This is a genomic window from Propionispira arboris, from assembly GCF_900109225.1.
GTDB classification, from domain to species: domain Bacteria; phylum Bacillota; class Negativicutes; order Selenomonadales; family Selenomonadaceae; genus Propionispira; species Propionispira arboris.
The window spans coordinates 47,717-63,092 of record NZ_FNZK01000025.1 but is presented as its reverse complement, the minus strand read 5'-3'; the positions used below and the strand labels follow the sequence as shown (position 1 = coordinate 63,092).

General features: G+C 38.1%; 13 protein-coding genes and 6 tRNA genes. 13 read left to right on the top strand and 6 right to left on the bottom strand.

Annotated elements, in window-relative coordinates; all coding sequences use genetic code 11:
• Positions 1–10: 10 nt before the first annotated feature.
• From BMY14_RS18845 to BMY14_RS18815, 7 genes are all read left to right on the top strand, one after another.
• Positions 11–86, top strand: a tRNA-Phe gene (locus BMY14_RS18845).
• Between the two features lie 8 nt (positions 87–94).
• Positions 95–170, top strand: a tRNA-Thr gene (locus BMY14_RS18840).
• Positions 171–176: 6 nt separating this feature from the next.
• A tRNA-Gly gene (locus BMY14_RS18835) sits at positions 177–250 on the top strand.
• Between the two features lie 11 nt (positions 251–261).
• Positions 262–350, top strand: a tRNA-Leu gene (locus BMY14_RS18830).
• A gap of 28 nt (positions 351–378) precedes the next feature.
• A tRNA-Leu gene (locus BMY14_RS18825) sits at positions 379–464 on the top strand.
• A gap of 27 nt (positions 465–491) precedes the next feature.
• Positions 492–576: transfer RNA gene (locus tag BMY14_RS18820), tRNA-Leu, on the top strand.
• A gap of 95 nt (positions 577–671) precedes the next feature.
• The gene (locus BMY14_RS18815) at positions 672–1,667 is read left to right on the top strand and encodes an asparaginase (RefSeq protein WP_177177666.1); all 996 of its coding nucleotides are present in this window, start codon (positions 672–674) and stop codon (positions 1,665–1,667) included.
• Between the two features lie 69 nt (positions 1,668–1,736).
• On the opposite strand, the gene BMY14_RS18810 is transcribed toward BMY14_RS18815, so the two are convergent.
• Genes BMY14_RS18810 through BMY14_RS18800 form a run of 3 tightly spaced genes read right to left on the bottom strand, consistent with a single transcriptional unit; the run spans position 1,737 to position 5,285 of the window.
• Positions 1,737–3,503: an NADH-dependent [FeFe] hydrogenase, group A6 gene (locus BMY14_RS18810; protein ID WP_091835328.1), complete on the bottom strand. Its 1,767-nt coding sequence runs from the start codon at positions 3,501–3,503 to the stop codon at positions 1,737–1,739.
• Complete coding sequence (locus tag BMY14_RS18805; RefSeq protein WP_091835325.1) at positions 3,503–4,762, bottom strand: complex I 51 kDa subunit family protein; 1,260 nt, start codon at positions 4,760–4,762, stop codon at positions 3,503–3,505. Before BMY14_RS18805 ends, BMY14_RS18810 begins: the two co-directional genes overlap by 1 nt.
• 22 nt (positions 4,763–4,784) lie before the next feature.
• The gene (locus BMY14_RS18800) at positions 4,785–5,285 is read right to left on the bottom strand and encodes an NADH-quinone oxidoreductase subunit NuoE family protein (RefSeq protein ID WP_091835322.1); all 501 of its coding nucleotides are present in this window, start codon (positions 5,283–5,285) and stop codon (positions 4,785–4,787) included.
• A 657-nt stretch (positions 5,286–5,942) separates the two neighbouring features.
• On the opposite strand from BMY14_RS18800, the gene BMY14_RS18795 reads away from it, so the two are divergent.
• Together BMY14_RS18795 and BMY14_RS18790 are read left to right on the top strand one after the other, a co-directional pair.
• Positions 5,943–6,182: a hypothetical protein gene (locus tag BMY14_RS18795; protein WP_026329443.1), complete on the top strand. Its 240-nt coding sequence runs from the start codon at positions 5,943–5,945 to the stop codon at positions 6,180–6,182.
• A 284-nt stretch (positions 6,183–6,466) separates the two neighbouring features.
• The gene (locus BMY14_RS18790; RefSeq protein WP_091835319.1) at positions 6,467–7,639 is read left to right on the top strand and encodes a metallophosphoesterase; all 1,173 of its coding nucleotides are present in this window, start codon (positions 6,467–6,469) and stop codon (positions 7,637–7,639) included.
• 81 nt (positions 7,640–7,720) lie between these two features.
• On the opposite strand, the gene BMY14_RS18785 is transcribed toward BMY14_RS18790, so the two are convergent.
• Positions 7,721–8,503 carry a sulfite exporter TauE/SafE family protein gene (locus BMY14_RS18785; protein ID WP_091835316.1) on the bottom strand — a complete coding sequence of 261 codons (783 nt, stop codon included), beginning with the start codon at positions 8,501–8,503 and terminating at the stop codon, positions 7,721–7,723.
• Positions 8,504–8,687: 184 nt separating this feature from the next.
• Here BMY14_RS18785 and BMY14_RS18780 point away from each other — a divergent pair, with 184 nt between their 5' ends.
• From BMY14_RS18780 to BMY14_RS18765, 4 genes are all read left to right on the top strand, one after another.
• Positions 8,688–9,431 carry an HD domain-containing protein gene (locus BMY14_RS18780; RefSeq protein WP_091835313.1) on the top strand — a complete coding sequence of 248 codons (744 nt, stop codon included), beginning with the start codon at positions 8,688–8,690 and terminating at the stop codon, positions 9,429–9,431.
• Positions 9,432–9,562: 131 nt separating this feature from the next.
• Positions 9,563–11,239, top strand: a complete 1,677-nt coding sequence (locus BMY14_RS18775) for a glutamine--tRNA ligase/YqeY domain fusion protein (protein ID WP_091835311.1) — start codon at positions 9,563–9,565, stop codon at positions 11,237–11,239.
• A gap of 2 nt (positions 11,240–11,241) precedes the next feature.
• Positions 11,242–11,550, top strand: coding sequence for a hypothetical protein (locus BMY14_RS18770; RefSeq protein ID WP_091835309.1), 309 nt, complete (start codon positions 11,242–11,244; stop codon positions 11,548–11,550).
• A 103-nt stretch (positions 11,551–11,653) separates the two neighbouring features.
• A complete protein-coding gene (locus tag BMY14_RS18765; RefSeq protein ID WP_091835306.1) occupies positions 11,654–12,940 on the top strand; it encodes an ArsB/NhaD family transporter in 1,287 nt (428 codons plus the stop codon).
• A gap of 131 nt (positions 12,941–13,071) precedes the next feature.
• Here BMY14_RS18765 and BMY14_RS18760 read toward each other — a convergent pair whose 3' ends face one another.
• Together BMY14_RS18760 and putP are read right to left on the bottom strand one after the other, a co-directional pair.
• Positions 13,072–13,683, bottom strand: coding sequence for a hypothetical protein (locus BMY14_RS18760; protein WP_091835303.1), 612 nt, complete (start codon positions 13,681–13,683; stop codon positions 13,072–13,074).
• A gap of 152 nt (positions 13,684–13,835) precedes the next feature.
• On the bottom strand, positions 13,836–15,314 hold the full coding sequence (gene putP, locus BMY14_RS18755) for a sodium/proline symporter PutP (protein WP_091835337.1): 1,479 nt from the start codon (positions 15,312–15,314) through the stop codon (positions 13,836–13,838).
• Positions 15,315–15,376: the final 62 nt, after the last annotated feature.

Here is a 15,376-nt window from a genome sequence, read left to right as displayed (position 1 = left end):
TCGCCATTATGCCTTGGTAGCTCAGTCGGTAGAGCAGAGGACTGAAAATCCTCGTGTCGGCAGTTCGATTCTGTCCTAAGGCACCATTTATTTTGCTGGTGTAGCTCAATTGGTAGAGCAGCTGACTTGTAATCAGCAGGTTGGGGATTCAAGTTCTCTCGCCAGCTCCATAATCTGCGGGTGTAGCTCAATGGTAGAGCTCCAGCCTTCCAAGCTGATCACGTGAGTTCGATTCTCATCACCCGCTCCATATGTTTATTTGCCGGGGTGGCGGAACTGGCAGACGCACGGGACTTAAAATCCCGCGGTTGGTAACAACCGTACCGGTTCAATTCCGGTCCTCGGCACCAATTATATATTAATCTACGTATTGTTTATGCGGTTGTGGCGAAATGGCAGACGCGCTAGCTTCAGGTGCTAGTGGGGGTGACCTCGTGGTGGTTCGAATCCACTCAGCCGCACCATTTATTTTCATTTAATATTGTTTTTATGCGGTCGTGGCGGAATGGCAGACGCGCTATCTTGAGGGGGTAGTGACCAAAAGTCGTATGGGTTCAAGTCCCATCGACCGCACCAATATTTTTAAATTGTTGACTTCTTAAATGAGGTCTTTTTTTAGTTTTAAAATAAAATTTTGTGTAAAATACAAACAGCTATTAGGGGTTTTTGAAATGAAAAAAATTTGTTTACTTACAACAGGGGGAACGATTGCTTCAGCAGAGGGAGCCGCGGGTCTCATTCCGCAAATGGATGGCGCTGAAATGCTTCGTTTAATACCAGCATTAACAGGCGTATGCCAGATTGATTGTCAGGAGTTAATGAATATTGACAGCAGTAATCTTCAGCCGGAGCATTGGGGGGTTATCGCCCGGAAAATTGTGAACAATTACGACTTATATGATGGCTTTGTTATAAGTCATGGTACAGATACAATGGCTTATTCCGCAGCTGCACTTACTTACATGCTGAAAAATCTTGCAAAGCCGGTTGTTTTTACGGGTTCGCAGCGACCAATTGGTCAAGCCGATACGGATGGTAAAGCAAATCTTTTAGCGGCTTTTCGTGTAGCAGCAGAAGATCATTTTGGCGTGTATCTTGTTTTTGCTAATACCGTTATACATGGACTTCATGCAAAGAAACTGTATACGAAGCATCTGAATGCTTTTGGCAGCATCAATGCGCCAATCATGGCGCATGTTGCCGGAAGTCAGCTTATCTGGCAGGTACCTGTTTCGCAAAAACCAGCAGAGCTTTTAGCGTTGAGAGATAAAATGGACCAACGAGTTTTTGTCTTAACATTGACTCCAGGAATTCAACCACAATTAATTGATATGGCTATTTTGGCTGAATATAGAGGTATCATTATAGAAGGCTTTGGTGCTGGTGGTGTGCCAAATCAAAACTGTGAACGCAATTTGCTGCCAGCCATAGAGCGAGCACTAAAGGCAGGAGTCGTTGTAGCCTGTGTAAGTCAGTGTATCTACGACGGTACGTATATGGATTGTTATGAAGTGGGAATATTAGCAGAGCGTATGGGTGTCGTATCTGCGGGCAATATGACGCTGGAGGCACTTTTAGCTAAATTTATGCTGGCATTGGGTGAGTGTAGTGACCCCGGTGAAATTCGCAGGTTTCTCCGTGATAATACATATGGTGAAGTTATATAACACAAAAAAGACCTTCTCAATTTTTACTGTGGTGCAGTATTGAGAAGGTCTTTTTTTGAGCTTTTTCGGTTAAATCGATGAAATTTCTTCAGTTTTTAAATAAGAAAAATCATGAGTTTTTTTTACCTTATGATACTCTGTATGCAATAATATATGAGATTTTTCACTGAGTGGTTCACCAAGAAAATCCTTGTAGATACGAATAATATCTGGATTTTCATGTGATTTACGCAGTGGATTATTTTTGTCAATGTCATATAATGCATCCATCCGAAGGTGTTTAACATCCGTTGTTGATTTTATTGGTTGACCACCACCACCGATGCAGCCACCAGGGCAAGCCATGATCTCAATAAAGGTATAATCACAAGTTCCTGCCTTTATTTTTTCCATGATTATTTTCGCACTGGCAATCGTATGAGCAATCGCAACTTTAATTTTTGTGTTGCCTAAATCAATGATTGATTCGCGAATTCCTTCCAGACCACGAACTTCTTGGAATTCTACAGATTTTAGTTCTTTACCGGTATATTTCTCATATACGGTTCTAAGTGCTGCTTCCATGACACCGCCAGTATTCCCAAAAATAATTGCTGCTCCAGTACCAGAACCAAGCGGGCTGTCAAATTGTCCTTCAGGAAGACTCGCAAAGTTTAATCCGACATATTTAATAAGTTTCGTAAGTTCCCTTGTTGTAAGGACTATGTCTACATCTTGATGACCATTTCGTCCGTGTTCTGGGCGTGCTGCTTCGAATTTTTTTGCTGTACAAGGCATGATGGATACCGTTACAATATCATTCACATCAATGCCAGATTGCTCTGGATAATATGTTTTGGAAATAGCGCCAAAAATTTGCTGTGGTGATTTTGTTGAAGATAGATGTTCAAGGTAGTCGCCATAGTTTTTTTCCATATAATTAACCCAGCCGGAACTGCATGAAGTAATCATTGGTAACGTGCCGTTGTTTTTTATGCGGCTCAGCAGTTCACTGCCTTCTTCCATAATTGTAAGATCTGCCCCAAAATTTGTGTCAAAAACTCGATCAAAACCAAGCATTTTAAGAGCCGTTACCATTTGTCCAGTGACAATGGTACCTTTTGGCAAACCAAACGCATCACCAAGTGCAACGCGGACAGAGGGGGCGACTTGTACGATGACATGTTTCTTTGGATTTTGTAATACGTCAAGGACTTTTTGTGTATCATCTTTTTCGACGATTGCACCAGTTGGGCAGACAACACTGCATTGTCCGCATAAGATGCAGTCGGTTTCTTCCATTGGTTTGTTATAGGCTGTTGTAACAGCAATTTTATCACTGCGGCCAGCATAGGTGAGAGCGCTTATTCCCTGGACTTCTTTGCAGGCCTTGATACAACGACCGCATTTAACACATTTTGCCGGGTCACGGATAATACTTGGATTTGTATTATGAATCGGTAAATGTTCCGTGACATCCGGCAGATTTGAATTTAAAACATTGAAGCGGCTGCAGAGTTTTTGCAGATCACAGTTCTGGTTTCTGGAGCAGGTTAAGCAGTTTTGTTCGTGAGTAGCAAGAATTAATTCCAGAATTCCCACTTGTGTATCCCGTACGAGTTTCGTATCCGTGTGAATTTCCATACCTTCCCATACTTCAGTTGAACAGGCAGCCAAAAGTCTGCGGCTGCCAACAACCTCAACTGTGCAAATTCTGCAATGGGCTTTGATGCTCTGATCAGGATGGTAACAAAGATGAGGAATATCAATATTGATATTTTTGGCAGCTTCGAGAATTTTTGTTCCTTTTTCTATTTTTAAAGGAATATTATTAATTTTTACATTTACCATTTCCATTATTCTTGCACCTCGCTAGATTTGACGTGAAACACATCTTCAAATTGATTCATTGCCGAAACAAGAGCACTTTGTGCTGTTTCCCCTAAACCACATAAAGAAGACATAGCCATAAGTTTGGCGATTTTTTTCATACTCTTTATATCTTTGTCTGTATGGGTTCCATCGGCGAGTTTTTGCAGGAAAAGTTTCATATGACGATTGCCTTCCCGGCATGGTGTACATTGACCGCAGCTTTCGTGAGAGAAAAATTCCTGTGTAGATTGTAAAAATTCAATGAGGCTGGTACGGTCGTCAATAACAAGTATGGCACCGGAACCAACGGTTACACCGGATCTTTTTAAATCTTCATATGTATAAGGCGTATCAAGAATTTTTGAAGAAGCGATTTTTCCAGAAGCACCACCAAATTGAAGCAAGCGAATTGGACGGTCCCCATCAATTCCACCAGCGAGATCATAGACGATTTCACGTACTGTAGTGCCAAATGGGATTTCAAACACACCAGGATGTTTGACATTTCCGGCAACACTGATGAGTTTCGTGCCGATGGAGTCGCCCATACCATAGGTCTGGTATTCTTTATCCTCATCAAGTAAAATATGAGAAAGTAGTGACAGGCTTTCAACATTGTTGACACAAGTTGGGCGATTATACAAGCCGCATTGTTTGATAAATGGTGGTTTCATGCGAGGACGTCCCGCTTTGCCTTCAATAGATTCAATTAGTGCTGTACCTTCGCCGCAGACATAAGCACCGGCGCCAGAATAAAGATGAATTTCAAAATTAAACCCTTTACCTAAAATGTTTGTACCTAAAAACCCATAAGTTTTAGCTTGTCGGATTGCATTTAGAAGTAGTGGACGCAGATGACAGTATTCTTCACGTAAATATATATAACCATCTTCCGCATCTACTGTATAGCCAGTGATGATCATGCTTTCGATTAGGTTAAATGGGTCATTTTCGAGTAACATGCGATCTTTAAACGTACAGGGCTCACCTTCATCCGCATTACAGATAACAACTTTTTTTTCAGCAATAACTGATTTTGCCTGAGCGAGTTTTCGTCCCATATCATAACCAGCACCACCACGTCCTTTGATTTTTGCTGCGGCGACTATGCCGGCAATTTCTTCACCCGATAATGTAATTGCTTTTTTTAAGGCATCAAATCCTCCGCATTCCATATAAGAACCAATGGAGGATACATCATATTTTCCAAAGTTTTTTGTGATAAAACTTACTGTTTTGCTCATTGTGTTCGCTGCCTCCTTGAAATTAGATCAATTCACTTAAAAGATTTTCGATTTTTGCTCTACTCGTTAGATAACCATATACTTTACCGTTGATACGTACAGCGGGAGCCATGTCACAAGCACCAAAACAAGCGACACTTTCCAAGGTGAAGCGACCGTCATAGGTAATTTCGTTGAGGTTAATTCCTAAAAGATCTTTCAATGTAGTGAAAATAGTATCATTTTGATTGACTTTGCAAACGATACTATTACAGATCTGGATTGGATATTTAGCTCGTGGTGTTGTTGATAGACTGCTATAAAAGGTAATACAGTCATAAATATTGGTGATTTTGACATCCAACTTTTCGGCAAGATAATACGCGACTTCTTCCGGAATATAATGATTTGGTATAAGTTCTTGAATATCAAGCAATATACCAACCAGTTGAGAACCGTCATTTTCATGTGCAGCGAGGATGAGATCGATTTTTGTTGCTAGTTCTTTCGTTAAAACATAGTTTTTTATAAGAGATAGTGACATGTAACAATACCCTCCTTGAATAAAATATACACAGATTATTTCTGATAAATGAAAATTTATACGCACTATATTTTATTATATACAAAAAAAATCTATTTGCCTATAGATTTTTAAAAATGCAAAATATTCAAAATACACTATTTATTAAACCTGTAGTAAGAGAAAAAAATCACGTATAAATCAGGTAAATAAAGAGTTATTTCTATTATGACATGGTCTGTTTTTTTGATAAAATATTAAAATTTTCTCTTTATTTATATAAATAATTCAATATAGCAATAAATATCAGTATGAATAAGTATTCTTATTGTTGTATAAAAATACATAATGAAAAAGTTATAAATAATGAAGTAAAGCTGAATATTCAGCTTTTTTTATGAAATGAGAGCAATAAAAGTTATTTTTTTTTGTCTGTTCATACATTTTTTATGAACTATCCATTTGAAGCTGGTTATGCTATAACGAATTTGAGAACATTGCACTTTATAAAAAGGGCGAAAGATGCTGATTTTTCAGGTGTTTTTCCAGATTAAAAAGCATGGAACATTTTGTACGAAATTTTAATATACAAAGTTACATTAAAATGATATAATATAGGTGTCACCACACATGAAATGTAAATGGATCTCACACAATAGTGATGGGGGGATATTTATTATGGCAATAAGAAGCGTTGCAATGGACCGTAGGGATAGCGCAAACTATCGGAATCTTTTAAAACGAGGAGGATTCATTTCGGCAAGCTACTTATCAATAAGTGGTTTTGACGCCGGTAGGCTTAAAAAACTTGCTCAACAAGGAAAACTTGATGCAATTCGTTGTGCTATTGGTAAATCCGTTAGATGGTATTATTGTGAGAAACAGGCTGAAATGGCTCATTTACGTGGTGAAGTTTAGTTTACAGATAAAAATAAAATTTAAATTTAGAACATATAGAATCGATGTAAATCGATTCTCTTTTTTTGAAAAAATTTTTTAACGATATAGAACGTATTAAAGAAATTACAGCCTGTCAGTCTGTCCTAAAGGGGATAGGGCATCGCTTGCTTCCTCCGTAATTACCCTATACCCCATTCCTGATGATTGCCATATAAGAATATTTAATGCAACTTATATATATGTTATAATAAGAGAGATATATATAATAGTTAGAAAATTTGTTCCAGGGGTTGGATGTTTCTATGAAAGGACCCATTTTTATGTTCTTTGTGATTTTATTTCTCGTGTTAGTTGGTGTAGCAGCACTTTCTATTATTTTAATGAGACAGTTGTTTCCCCTATATAAGAAACCGCAAATTATGCGTGTATTTTATGTGCTGACTAGTGTGTCTGTTTTTGCCTTGTTTTTTGGTAGAGGCTGGCTTGACCAATTGCCGTTTGCTGGTGATTTGATGCTTTTAATCGTCATCTGGTTTGTTTCATTGACTTTTTTAATCGTGTTTACTCCAGCTGTTTTTGTTGTTAAAAAAGTTATAGAAAAAATAGGTTTGGATGATGGTGTACGAGATTTGTCCAGACGTCAATTTCTAAAAACAGCAGGTGTTGCAATGCCAATATTGGCAGTAACCTGCAGCTCGTATGGGACTTTTTATAGTAGTCGTACGATTGTGGATGTAAAACATGAAATTTTTTTAGCCGATTTGGATCAAACTTTTTCGGGATTTACGATTGCACAATTAAGTGATGTACATTTAGGTTGGTTCTTTTCTATTGATAAACTCAAACAGACCTTAGATCATATTGTTGCACAAAAGCCGGATGTTTTAGCTGTTACGGGAGATTTGTTTGATGATGTTGACACGATTGTTTTAGCAGCACAAACTTTAGAGTTGTATGTGGAGCAGTTTCCGCAAGGTATTTATTTTATTTGGGGCAATCATGAATATATGAGGGGAATTTCAAAAATAAAGGCAGCTCTAGCAAATACGCGCGTTAAAGTTCTTCGCAATGAAAATGATCTACTGCTTAAAGCTGCAAGTCCGCTCTATTTTATTGGTGTTGATTATCCTATGGAACGCGATACGGCTAAGCAAGCGGCTGAGTGTCAGGGGATGATGGAAACCGCTTTAAAAGGGGTACCAGCGAGATCAACAAAAATTTTACTCAGTCATCATTCGGTTTTGATTGATAATGCATTTGATAATAAAATTGATTTGACGATGACAGGTCACACCCATGGCGGACAGATTGTCGTGTTAGGAATGCCAATTTTTCAAGGCTTTAAGTATATGCGTGGCATGTATAAAAAAGGAACTTTGTATGGCTATGTGAATTCAGGTGCGGGAAGTTGGTTTCCGTTTCGATTTGGCTGCCCACCAGAAATTACTTTTTTTACATTAAAGAAAGAAGTATAATATAGAAATTGTTATCTGGATCATATGAAAAATTCTAGATAGCAAGCTAATAAACAGAGCGGTATTTAATTTTCTATGTATTTACTGGACTTTTGTTCCTAATAAAATCAGACGAAGGCCAAGTGCAAAAAGAGCGCATGATAACAAAACCAAAATAATTTTCGGCTTGGTTTTTTTTGAAATTTGCGCGCCAATTTGTGCGCCGATTATGGCACCGATGCCAATACTGATTGCTGGCATCCAGATGATATGCTGCAGTATAGCATGTGATATTACACCGCTAAAAGAAGATATGGCAAGGACAAAATGCGAGGTAGCTGTTGCGACATGGGTTGGAAAATGAAGCAGGTAGATCATTAGGGGAACATGAATTATACCGCCGCCTATACCAAAGATGCTGGATAGAAAACCAACGCCCATACTGCTAACCAGTCCGATCGTTTTATGATAGGTAAAGGTATGTGGATCAAAGTTGGGTTCTGTTCTTTTTTTGCGTGAAGAATTCCAATACATAATGCCAGACATTAATATAAGGAAAGAACCAAAAGATAAATTAAGTGTTTGCCCATTAAAAGAATCGGCAATGTAGGAGCCGAAAAAAGCTCCTGGTAAGGTTGCTAAGGCAAAGGGAATCGCGGCATTAAAAAAAACTCTTTTTTGTTTGATATAAGCCAGGGTGCCAGAGAAGGCATTTAAAAAAACAACAAAAAGTGAAGTGCCGACAATTTGTGGGGCTGAAGCAAATGTTGAAGGTGTCATAAACATGATGAAAATCGGCAATAGGATGAGGCCGCCCCCTATGCCAACCAGGGTACCGAAGATACCAACGCTAAGACCTAAAAGGCTTAGTAAAATGAATTCCATAAAAAAACCACCTTTGAAATTTAAATTGAAGGATACTTGTGTTTATTATAACGTAAACCTACGAAGAAAGAAAATCAAATAGGGCTATAGACAAGTGGTTTGCTGTTAATCCTGAGTACGGTAAATTTAATGGTGATGTAGTATACTATTTTAGGCTTTGTAAAATTCATGGAGGGCAGAAACAATGGAAACTGTATTACAGACAATGCATAAATGGGTACAAGAATATATTCGAACTTTTTATAGTGATGATATAGAGATTCAGCGAGCCATCGTTTTAAAGGAAGAACATACGCAGCAGGTTACTGTGCTAAGTCGCGAACTGGCTAAACATTTAAAGCTCAGTGTACATGATCAGATTTTGGCTGAAATGATTGGACTTTTTCACGATATTGGCAGATTTAAACAGTTTACGCTATATCGAACATTTAATGATGCTTTATCAGAAAATCATGCACTCTTGGGATTAAAGGTCATAGCTGAACTTGATTTTTTCCAAGAATTAAGTGAGGCAGACCTGTCAATTTTGCATTTTGCAATTGCCAACCATAATGCCAAATTAATCACAGCTACAGATAATAGCAGACAGCTTTTATTTGCAAAAATCATTCGTGATGCTGATAAACTTGATATTTACCGTGTGCTAGAGCCTTTTTTACAGCCCTCAGATGGAACTGGCTGCAATGAAATGTTTCTTCAATCTTTTATTCACGGGCGGCAGTGTGATTATGCACAAATTAAGACATATGATGATCGTAAATTAGTCAGGCTGATGTGGCTCTATAATATTTATTTTAGCTGGACCATGTTAAAAATTGTTGAACGAGGCTATGTTGATAAAATTATTGATTGTTTGCCAAAAACGCCGCTTATGGAGCAAGGCGTAAAAAATTTGAAGGCATATATCAAGGCGAAACTTAAAGAATAATGCATCGCAACAAGCAGATTTCCGATAAATAAAGGAAAAAAGAATCTGGAAAAGCAGGAAATTTGACCTAAAGACCGAATATACAAGCATTAGGTTAAATGGAATAACGTTTCAATTAAAGGAGTATATTTATGGCAGAAAATATGATAATTGCTTCAAATTTCATTCAAAATGCAATTGATGAAGATTTGAAAAATGGGAAATACAGTGAAGGCATTCATACGCGGTTTCCGCCAGAACCTAATGGGTATTTACATATTGGTCATGCAAAGTCAATTTGCTTGAACTTTGGTTTGGCGAAAAAAAATAATGGTATGTGTAATTTACGTTTTGATGATACAAATCCGACCAAAGAAGATGTCGAATATGTTGATTCAATTCAGGACGATGTTAAATGGCTCGGATTTACCTGGGATGATCGAATGTTTTATGCATCGAATTATTTTGACAAGCTTTTTGAATGTGCCATGGAACTTATAAAAGCCGGAAAAGCCTATGTTTGTGATTTAAATGCTGAGCAGATGCGCCAATATCGTGGTACGTTGACGGAACCGGGGCAAGACAGTCCTTATCGCAGCCGTAGCATTGAGGAAAATCTCGATTTATTTATGCGGATGCAAAAAGGTGAATTTGCCGATGGTGAAAGAGTTCTTCGGGCTAAAATAGATATGGCAGCACCTAACATTAATTTGCGGGATCCAATTCTGTATCGTATATCACATACAGCGCATCATCGGACAGGAACAACGTGGTGTATTTATCCGATGTATGATTTTGCTCATCCAATTTCAGATGCGGTTGAGGGAATTACACATTCGATTTGTACTTTGGAATTTGAAGATCACCGACCTCTGTATGACTGGCTCTTGGAATCACTCGGTTATGATGTCGCGAAACGACCGCGACAGATCGAATTTGCCCGCTTAAATATTACCGATACCGTAATGAGTAAACGAAAACTCAGACAATTGGTTGAAGGTGGGTATGTTACGGGCTGGGATGATCCTCGGATGCCAACGATTTCAGGTCTGCGAAGACGTGGTTATACACCAGAAGCAATTCGTGATTTTTGTGATCGAATTGGTGTGGCTAAGAGCAATAGTCTTGTCGATGTTGCTATGCTGGAACATTGTGTGCGTGAGGATCTTAATGAGCGTGCAGATCGTATTATGGCAGTTTTACAGCCGCTTAAAGTGGTCATCACCAATTATCCGGCTGATGAATGTGAATATATGATGGCTGAAAATCATCCACATAAAGGTGGACATCGTTTTGTTCCATTTACGCGGGAAATTTATATTGAACAGGAAGACTTTATGGAAGAAGCTCCTAAAAAATTTTTCCGCTTAAAACCAGGTGGAGAAGTTCGTTTGAAGCATGCTTTTATTATAAAATGTGAAGAAGTCATCAAAGATACGGCTGGACAGATCGTGGAACTTCATTGTACCTATGATGTGGACACGAAAAGCGGCAGTGCTAATAGTGGTCGTAAGGTTAAAGGAACATTACATTGGGTTTCAGCAAAATTTGCTGTGCCAGCAGAAGTTCACCTTTATGATTATTTGTTGAAAACAGAAGAAAATAGTGTAGAAAGTACGAATTTTATTGATGAATTAAACCCTAACTCTTTGGAAATTATAAATACTTGTATGATTGAACCGAGTGTTGCTTGGACTGCCCCAGGGACTCGCTATCAGTTTTTACGACAAGGATATTTTTGCGTAGATAAGGATTCAACAAAAGAACATTTAGTCTTTAATCGTATTGTTGGATTGCGTGATTCCTGGGCAAAAGCAAAGAAGGTGTAATTATGGTGAAAATACCAAAAGACTTAGGCGATAAGGACATGTTTAAGGGGTATGCGGAAAAAGAAACATTTGAAACGATGTTTCTATCAGGAGAAGAAGAACCACGGACTGTCATTAAAAACAAAATAAAAGAAGATTTAAATACAGCTTACCTGACAAAAGATTTACAGGAAAAAATCGGGAAACTTTTACTGGATTTAAAAATGGATCTTTATAAAGATGGTATTATAGATTATGAAATAAAAGTAAAAAAAATGGGTATGGATATTGTGCTTTCTGCTGCTGCAAATAAAAGCAAAGCGCGGACTTAATGGGGATGGCTGACTGTAGATCTTTTATAGTCAGCCATGATTTTTGCAAATACGAGACGGATTATACTTGTAAAAACCTATATTTTAGGAGGAAGTGACATCTTTGGGGAATAATGCATTATTGGCAGTGGCTGTTTTTATGGTTGCTTATGTGTTGATTGTATCTGAAAAAGTGCATCGCACGGTTGTTGGATTAGCTGGCGCAGTGATGATGATACTTCTGGGGGTTTTGAGTCAGGAAACAGCGATTCATCATATTGATTTCAATACCTTGGGGTTATTGATTGGCATGATGATTATTGTAAATATTACAAGTGAGACAGGTTTATTCAATTATTTAGCAATTTGGGCGGCTAAAAAAGTGAAGGCAGAACCAATTCAATTATTATTGGCATTGTCTACATTAACAGCAGTCTGCTCAGCACTTTTGGATAATGTAACAACTGTGCTTTTAACCGTACCTGTAACTTTTAGTATTACTTCGCAATTAAAAATATCGCCTCTGCCATTTTTAATTGCTCAGATTATGTCGGCAAATATTGGTGGCGCTGCGACTTTAATTGGTGATCCACCTAATATCATGATTGGGAGTGCTGTTAAAGAGCTTACTTTTATGGCATTTATTACAAATTTAACAGCGATCTGTGCCGTTGTCTTTCTCGTTACAATTGCCTTGCTTATTTTGTTTTATCGTAAAGAGTTACATACTACAGATGATTTAAAGGCAAAAGTTATGCGCCTGAATGAAAAAAGTCAAATTAGAAATTTTGTCTTGTTGAGAAAATGTCTGGGTGCTTTAGCAGTTACGATTTTATTATTTGTTTTACATAGTACACTGCATATTGAAACTGCAACTGCAGCTTTAACGGGGGCTTGTTTTTTAATGCTTCTTACGATTGGAACAGATGAGGCTTTATTGACGAAGGCTTTTAGCCGTATTGAATGGCTGGCTATTTTTTTCTTTGCGGGATTGTTTGTTCTTGTTGGGGCTCTTGTAGAAACCGGTGTAATCAAAATGCTGGCCGCAGAAGCGGTGAAATTGACAAATGGAAATCTTACCGCCTCGGCAATGTTGATCTTGTGGATGAGTGCCATTGCTTCAGCGTTTATTGATAATATACCATTTGTGGCAACGATGATTCCGTTAATTAAGGATATGGGAACCATGGGGATAACAGATCTTAGACCTTTGTGGTGGGCTTTATCTTTGGGGGCTTGTCTGGGTGGGAATGGAACCCTTATTGGTGCCAGTGCAAATGTTGTTGTTGCCAGTATGGCGGCACAGCGTGGTCAGAAAATTTCTTTTCTCAAATTTATGGCAATTGCATTTCCGCTCATGCTTATATCCATTTTGATTTGTAGTGTATATATTTATTTTAAATATTTATAAGTATCTATATATAAGTTGTATGAAATATTCCATATGACATTCGTCGGAAGACTGGTAGGCCAGTTGTATTTGTTTTATCAATATATAGAAAAAAGCTGCATTTGGCCTTGGCCGAATGCAGCTTTTTTCGTTTATGTGGATGTATTTACGATAGACCCTGGTGCAATAGAATTTAGATTGAATTTCGTTACAGCAGGCAGTGTGGGAAATAAATTCAAAGAATTTGTTAAAGCATCATTGACTTTTATATAGGTTTTATTCGCCAAGCCGCTGATGAGCTTTTTCACCATTTCATTGTTCGCTGCCAGAGCTGTAATAAAAGGCTCTTTGTCAATTGAAAATAAGCCGGATTTTGTTATATGAATTCCAATAAAATAAAAAGCATTGTTTTGATATTTTTGTATGGAAAAAGAGAGCAGTAAATTGGAAAGTGTTGGCGAGATGCTGCTTTTATCTTGTAAGAAAAGCAGCATATGGTTATACGTATTTAAAAAAGAAGCGACGGTCATTAATGTATCAAAAGAATCTTCTGTTTGGAAATCGGCATTTTTGACTTTTTTTGCGGAAAGTTTCAGTAGGTTAGCCAACGTATAAAATTTTGTATAAAAGTCATCTGAGGCATCAAAATATTCTTTTATTTTTCGCAAAGCCTCATCTCGTTCTGCTTTTTTAGCGGGTGAGCTGTGGATTTCATATGTTTTAGAGGATACTATTTGCGACATTTTATTCAGTGGTGCTTTCATAAAAAATCCTCCTTAGACCAAACGAAAAGATGGTTCTTATTCTTTTATAAATAGTATAACATTTGTGCTTTTTATGTGCAAAGAATATAGGATAATTTTGTAAATTAATAAAATAGAGGCAGTATGCTTTTAGCAACTGCCCCCATTTTTAATTAAATCTTACTATGTTTTACAGTATCGTACATATCAGTAATTATTTTTGCTGGTTCGTTATCCAGTTTGCTTATAAGATAAATTGTGAGCAGCGACAAGAAAAAGCCAGGGACCATTTCATATAGACCAAACCAGGCAAATTGTTTCCAGACTAAAACGGTTAGCCCACCGACGAGAATACCCGCTAAAACACCATTTCGTGTTGTGCGGCGCCAAAAAAGTGATGTTAATAATGCTGGTCCAAAGGCAGCACCAAAGCCAGCCCAGGCATAAGCAACCATATTTAGAATCAAATTATCTGGACTAAGCCCTAGATAAATGGCAATGCTTGAAATCATGATAACGGATAATCTGCCAACCCAAATAAGTTCGGTTTCACTCGATTTTTTATGAAGCATAGCTTTATAGAAATCTTGCGCGAAAGCTGAGGCGGCAACCAGTAACTGAGAGGATGCAGTACTCATAATAGCGGCCAGGACCGCAGATAAAACAAGACCAGCAAAAAATGGCGAGAATAACATATCGGTCATTACGAGAAAAACTTTTTCTGAGTCACTGCCAGTAAGCCCGGTAGTTAAAAATACTTTACCGACCAGGCCAACCAGGACCGCGGCTGTCAGAGAAAAAATTACCCAAGTCATGGCAATACGGGTGGCTTGTTTGATTTCAGCCGAAGATTTAACGGCCATGAAGCGTACTAAGATATGCGGCTGACCAAAATAACCAAGGCCCCAGCCAAGCAGTGAAATTAACTCGATAAATGTAAATGGTGAACCGTCGGCATTATGGAATGGATTAAAATATTCTGGGTTTATCATATAAAGAGCAGAATACGTTAGGGTAAATCCACCTACGGCGTAGATTGCAGCCAACGGAACAATAATAATTGCAAAAAACATCATTACTCCTTGAATGAAATCGGTCCAGCATACGGCCATAAAACCACCTACAAGTGTATAAAATACGACAACGAATGCTCCGAGAAATATGGCATATGTGTAGGGAATTCCAAAAATCGTATTAAATAGTTTTCCACCGGCAACAAAACCAGAGGAGGTGTAAATAATAAAGAAAATTAAAATAAAGATTGCTGGAATAATGCGAAGCAGGTTTGTCTTATCATGAAAACGATTTTGGAAAAAATCAGGCAACGTTAAGGCGTTATCGGCGAGCTCTGTATATTTACGCAGACGCGCGGCAACAAATTGCCAATTTGCCCATGTACCAAGGCCAAGTCCGAGTGCAATCCAGCCAGCACTCAGTCCGGCCATATAAGCATAGCCTGGTAGTCCCATGAGCATCCAGCCACTCATATCGGATGCTTCGGCACTGAGTGATGTTACCCAGGCACCAAGTTTGCGATTACCGAGTATATAATCGGACATATTTCGTGTCCGGCGATAAAAATAGACACCGATCATCATCATTAAGCCTAAATACAGGGCAAAGGCCAGGATGATGGGAATATTATTTGTCATCATAGAAAAATCCTCCTTCATAAACATAGTTTATATTATAGCTAATATAAACTATATAAATC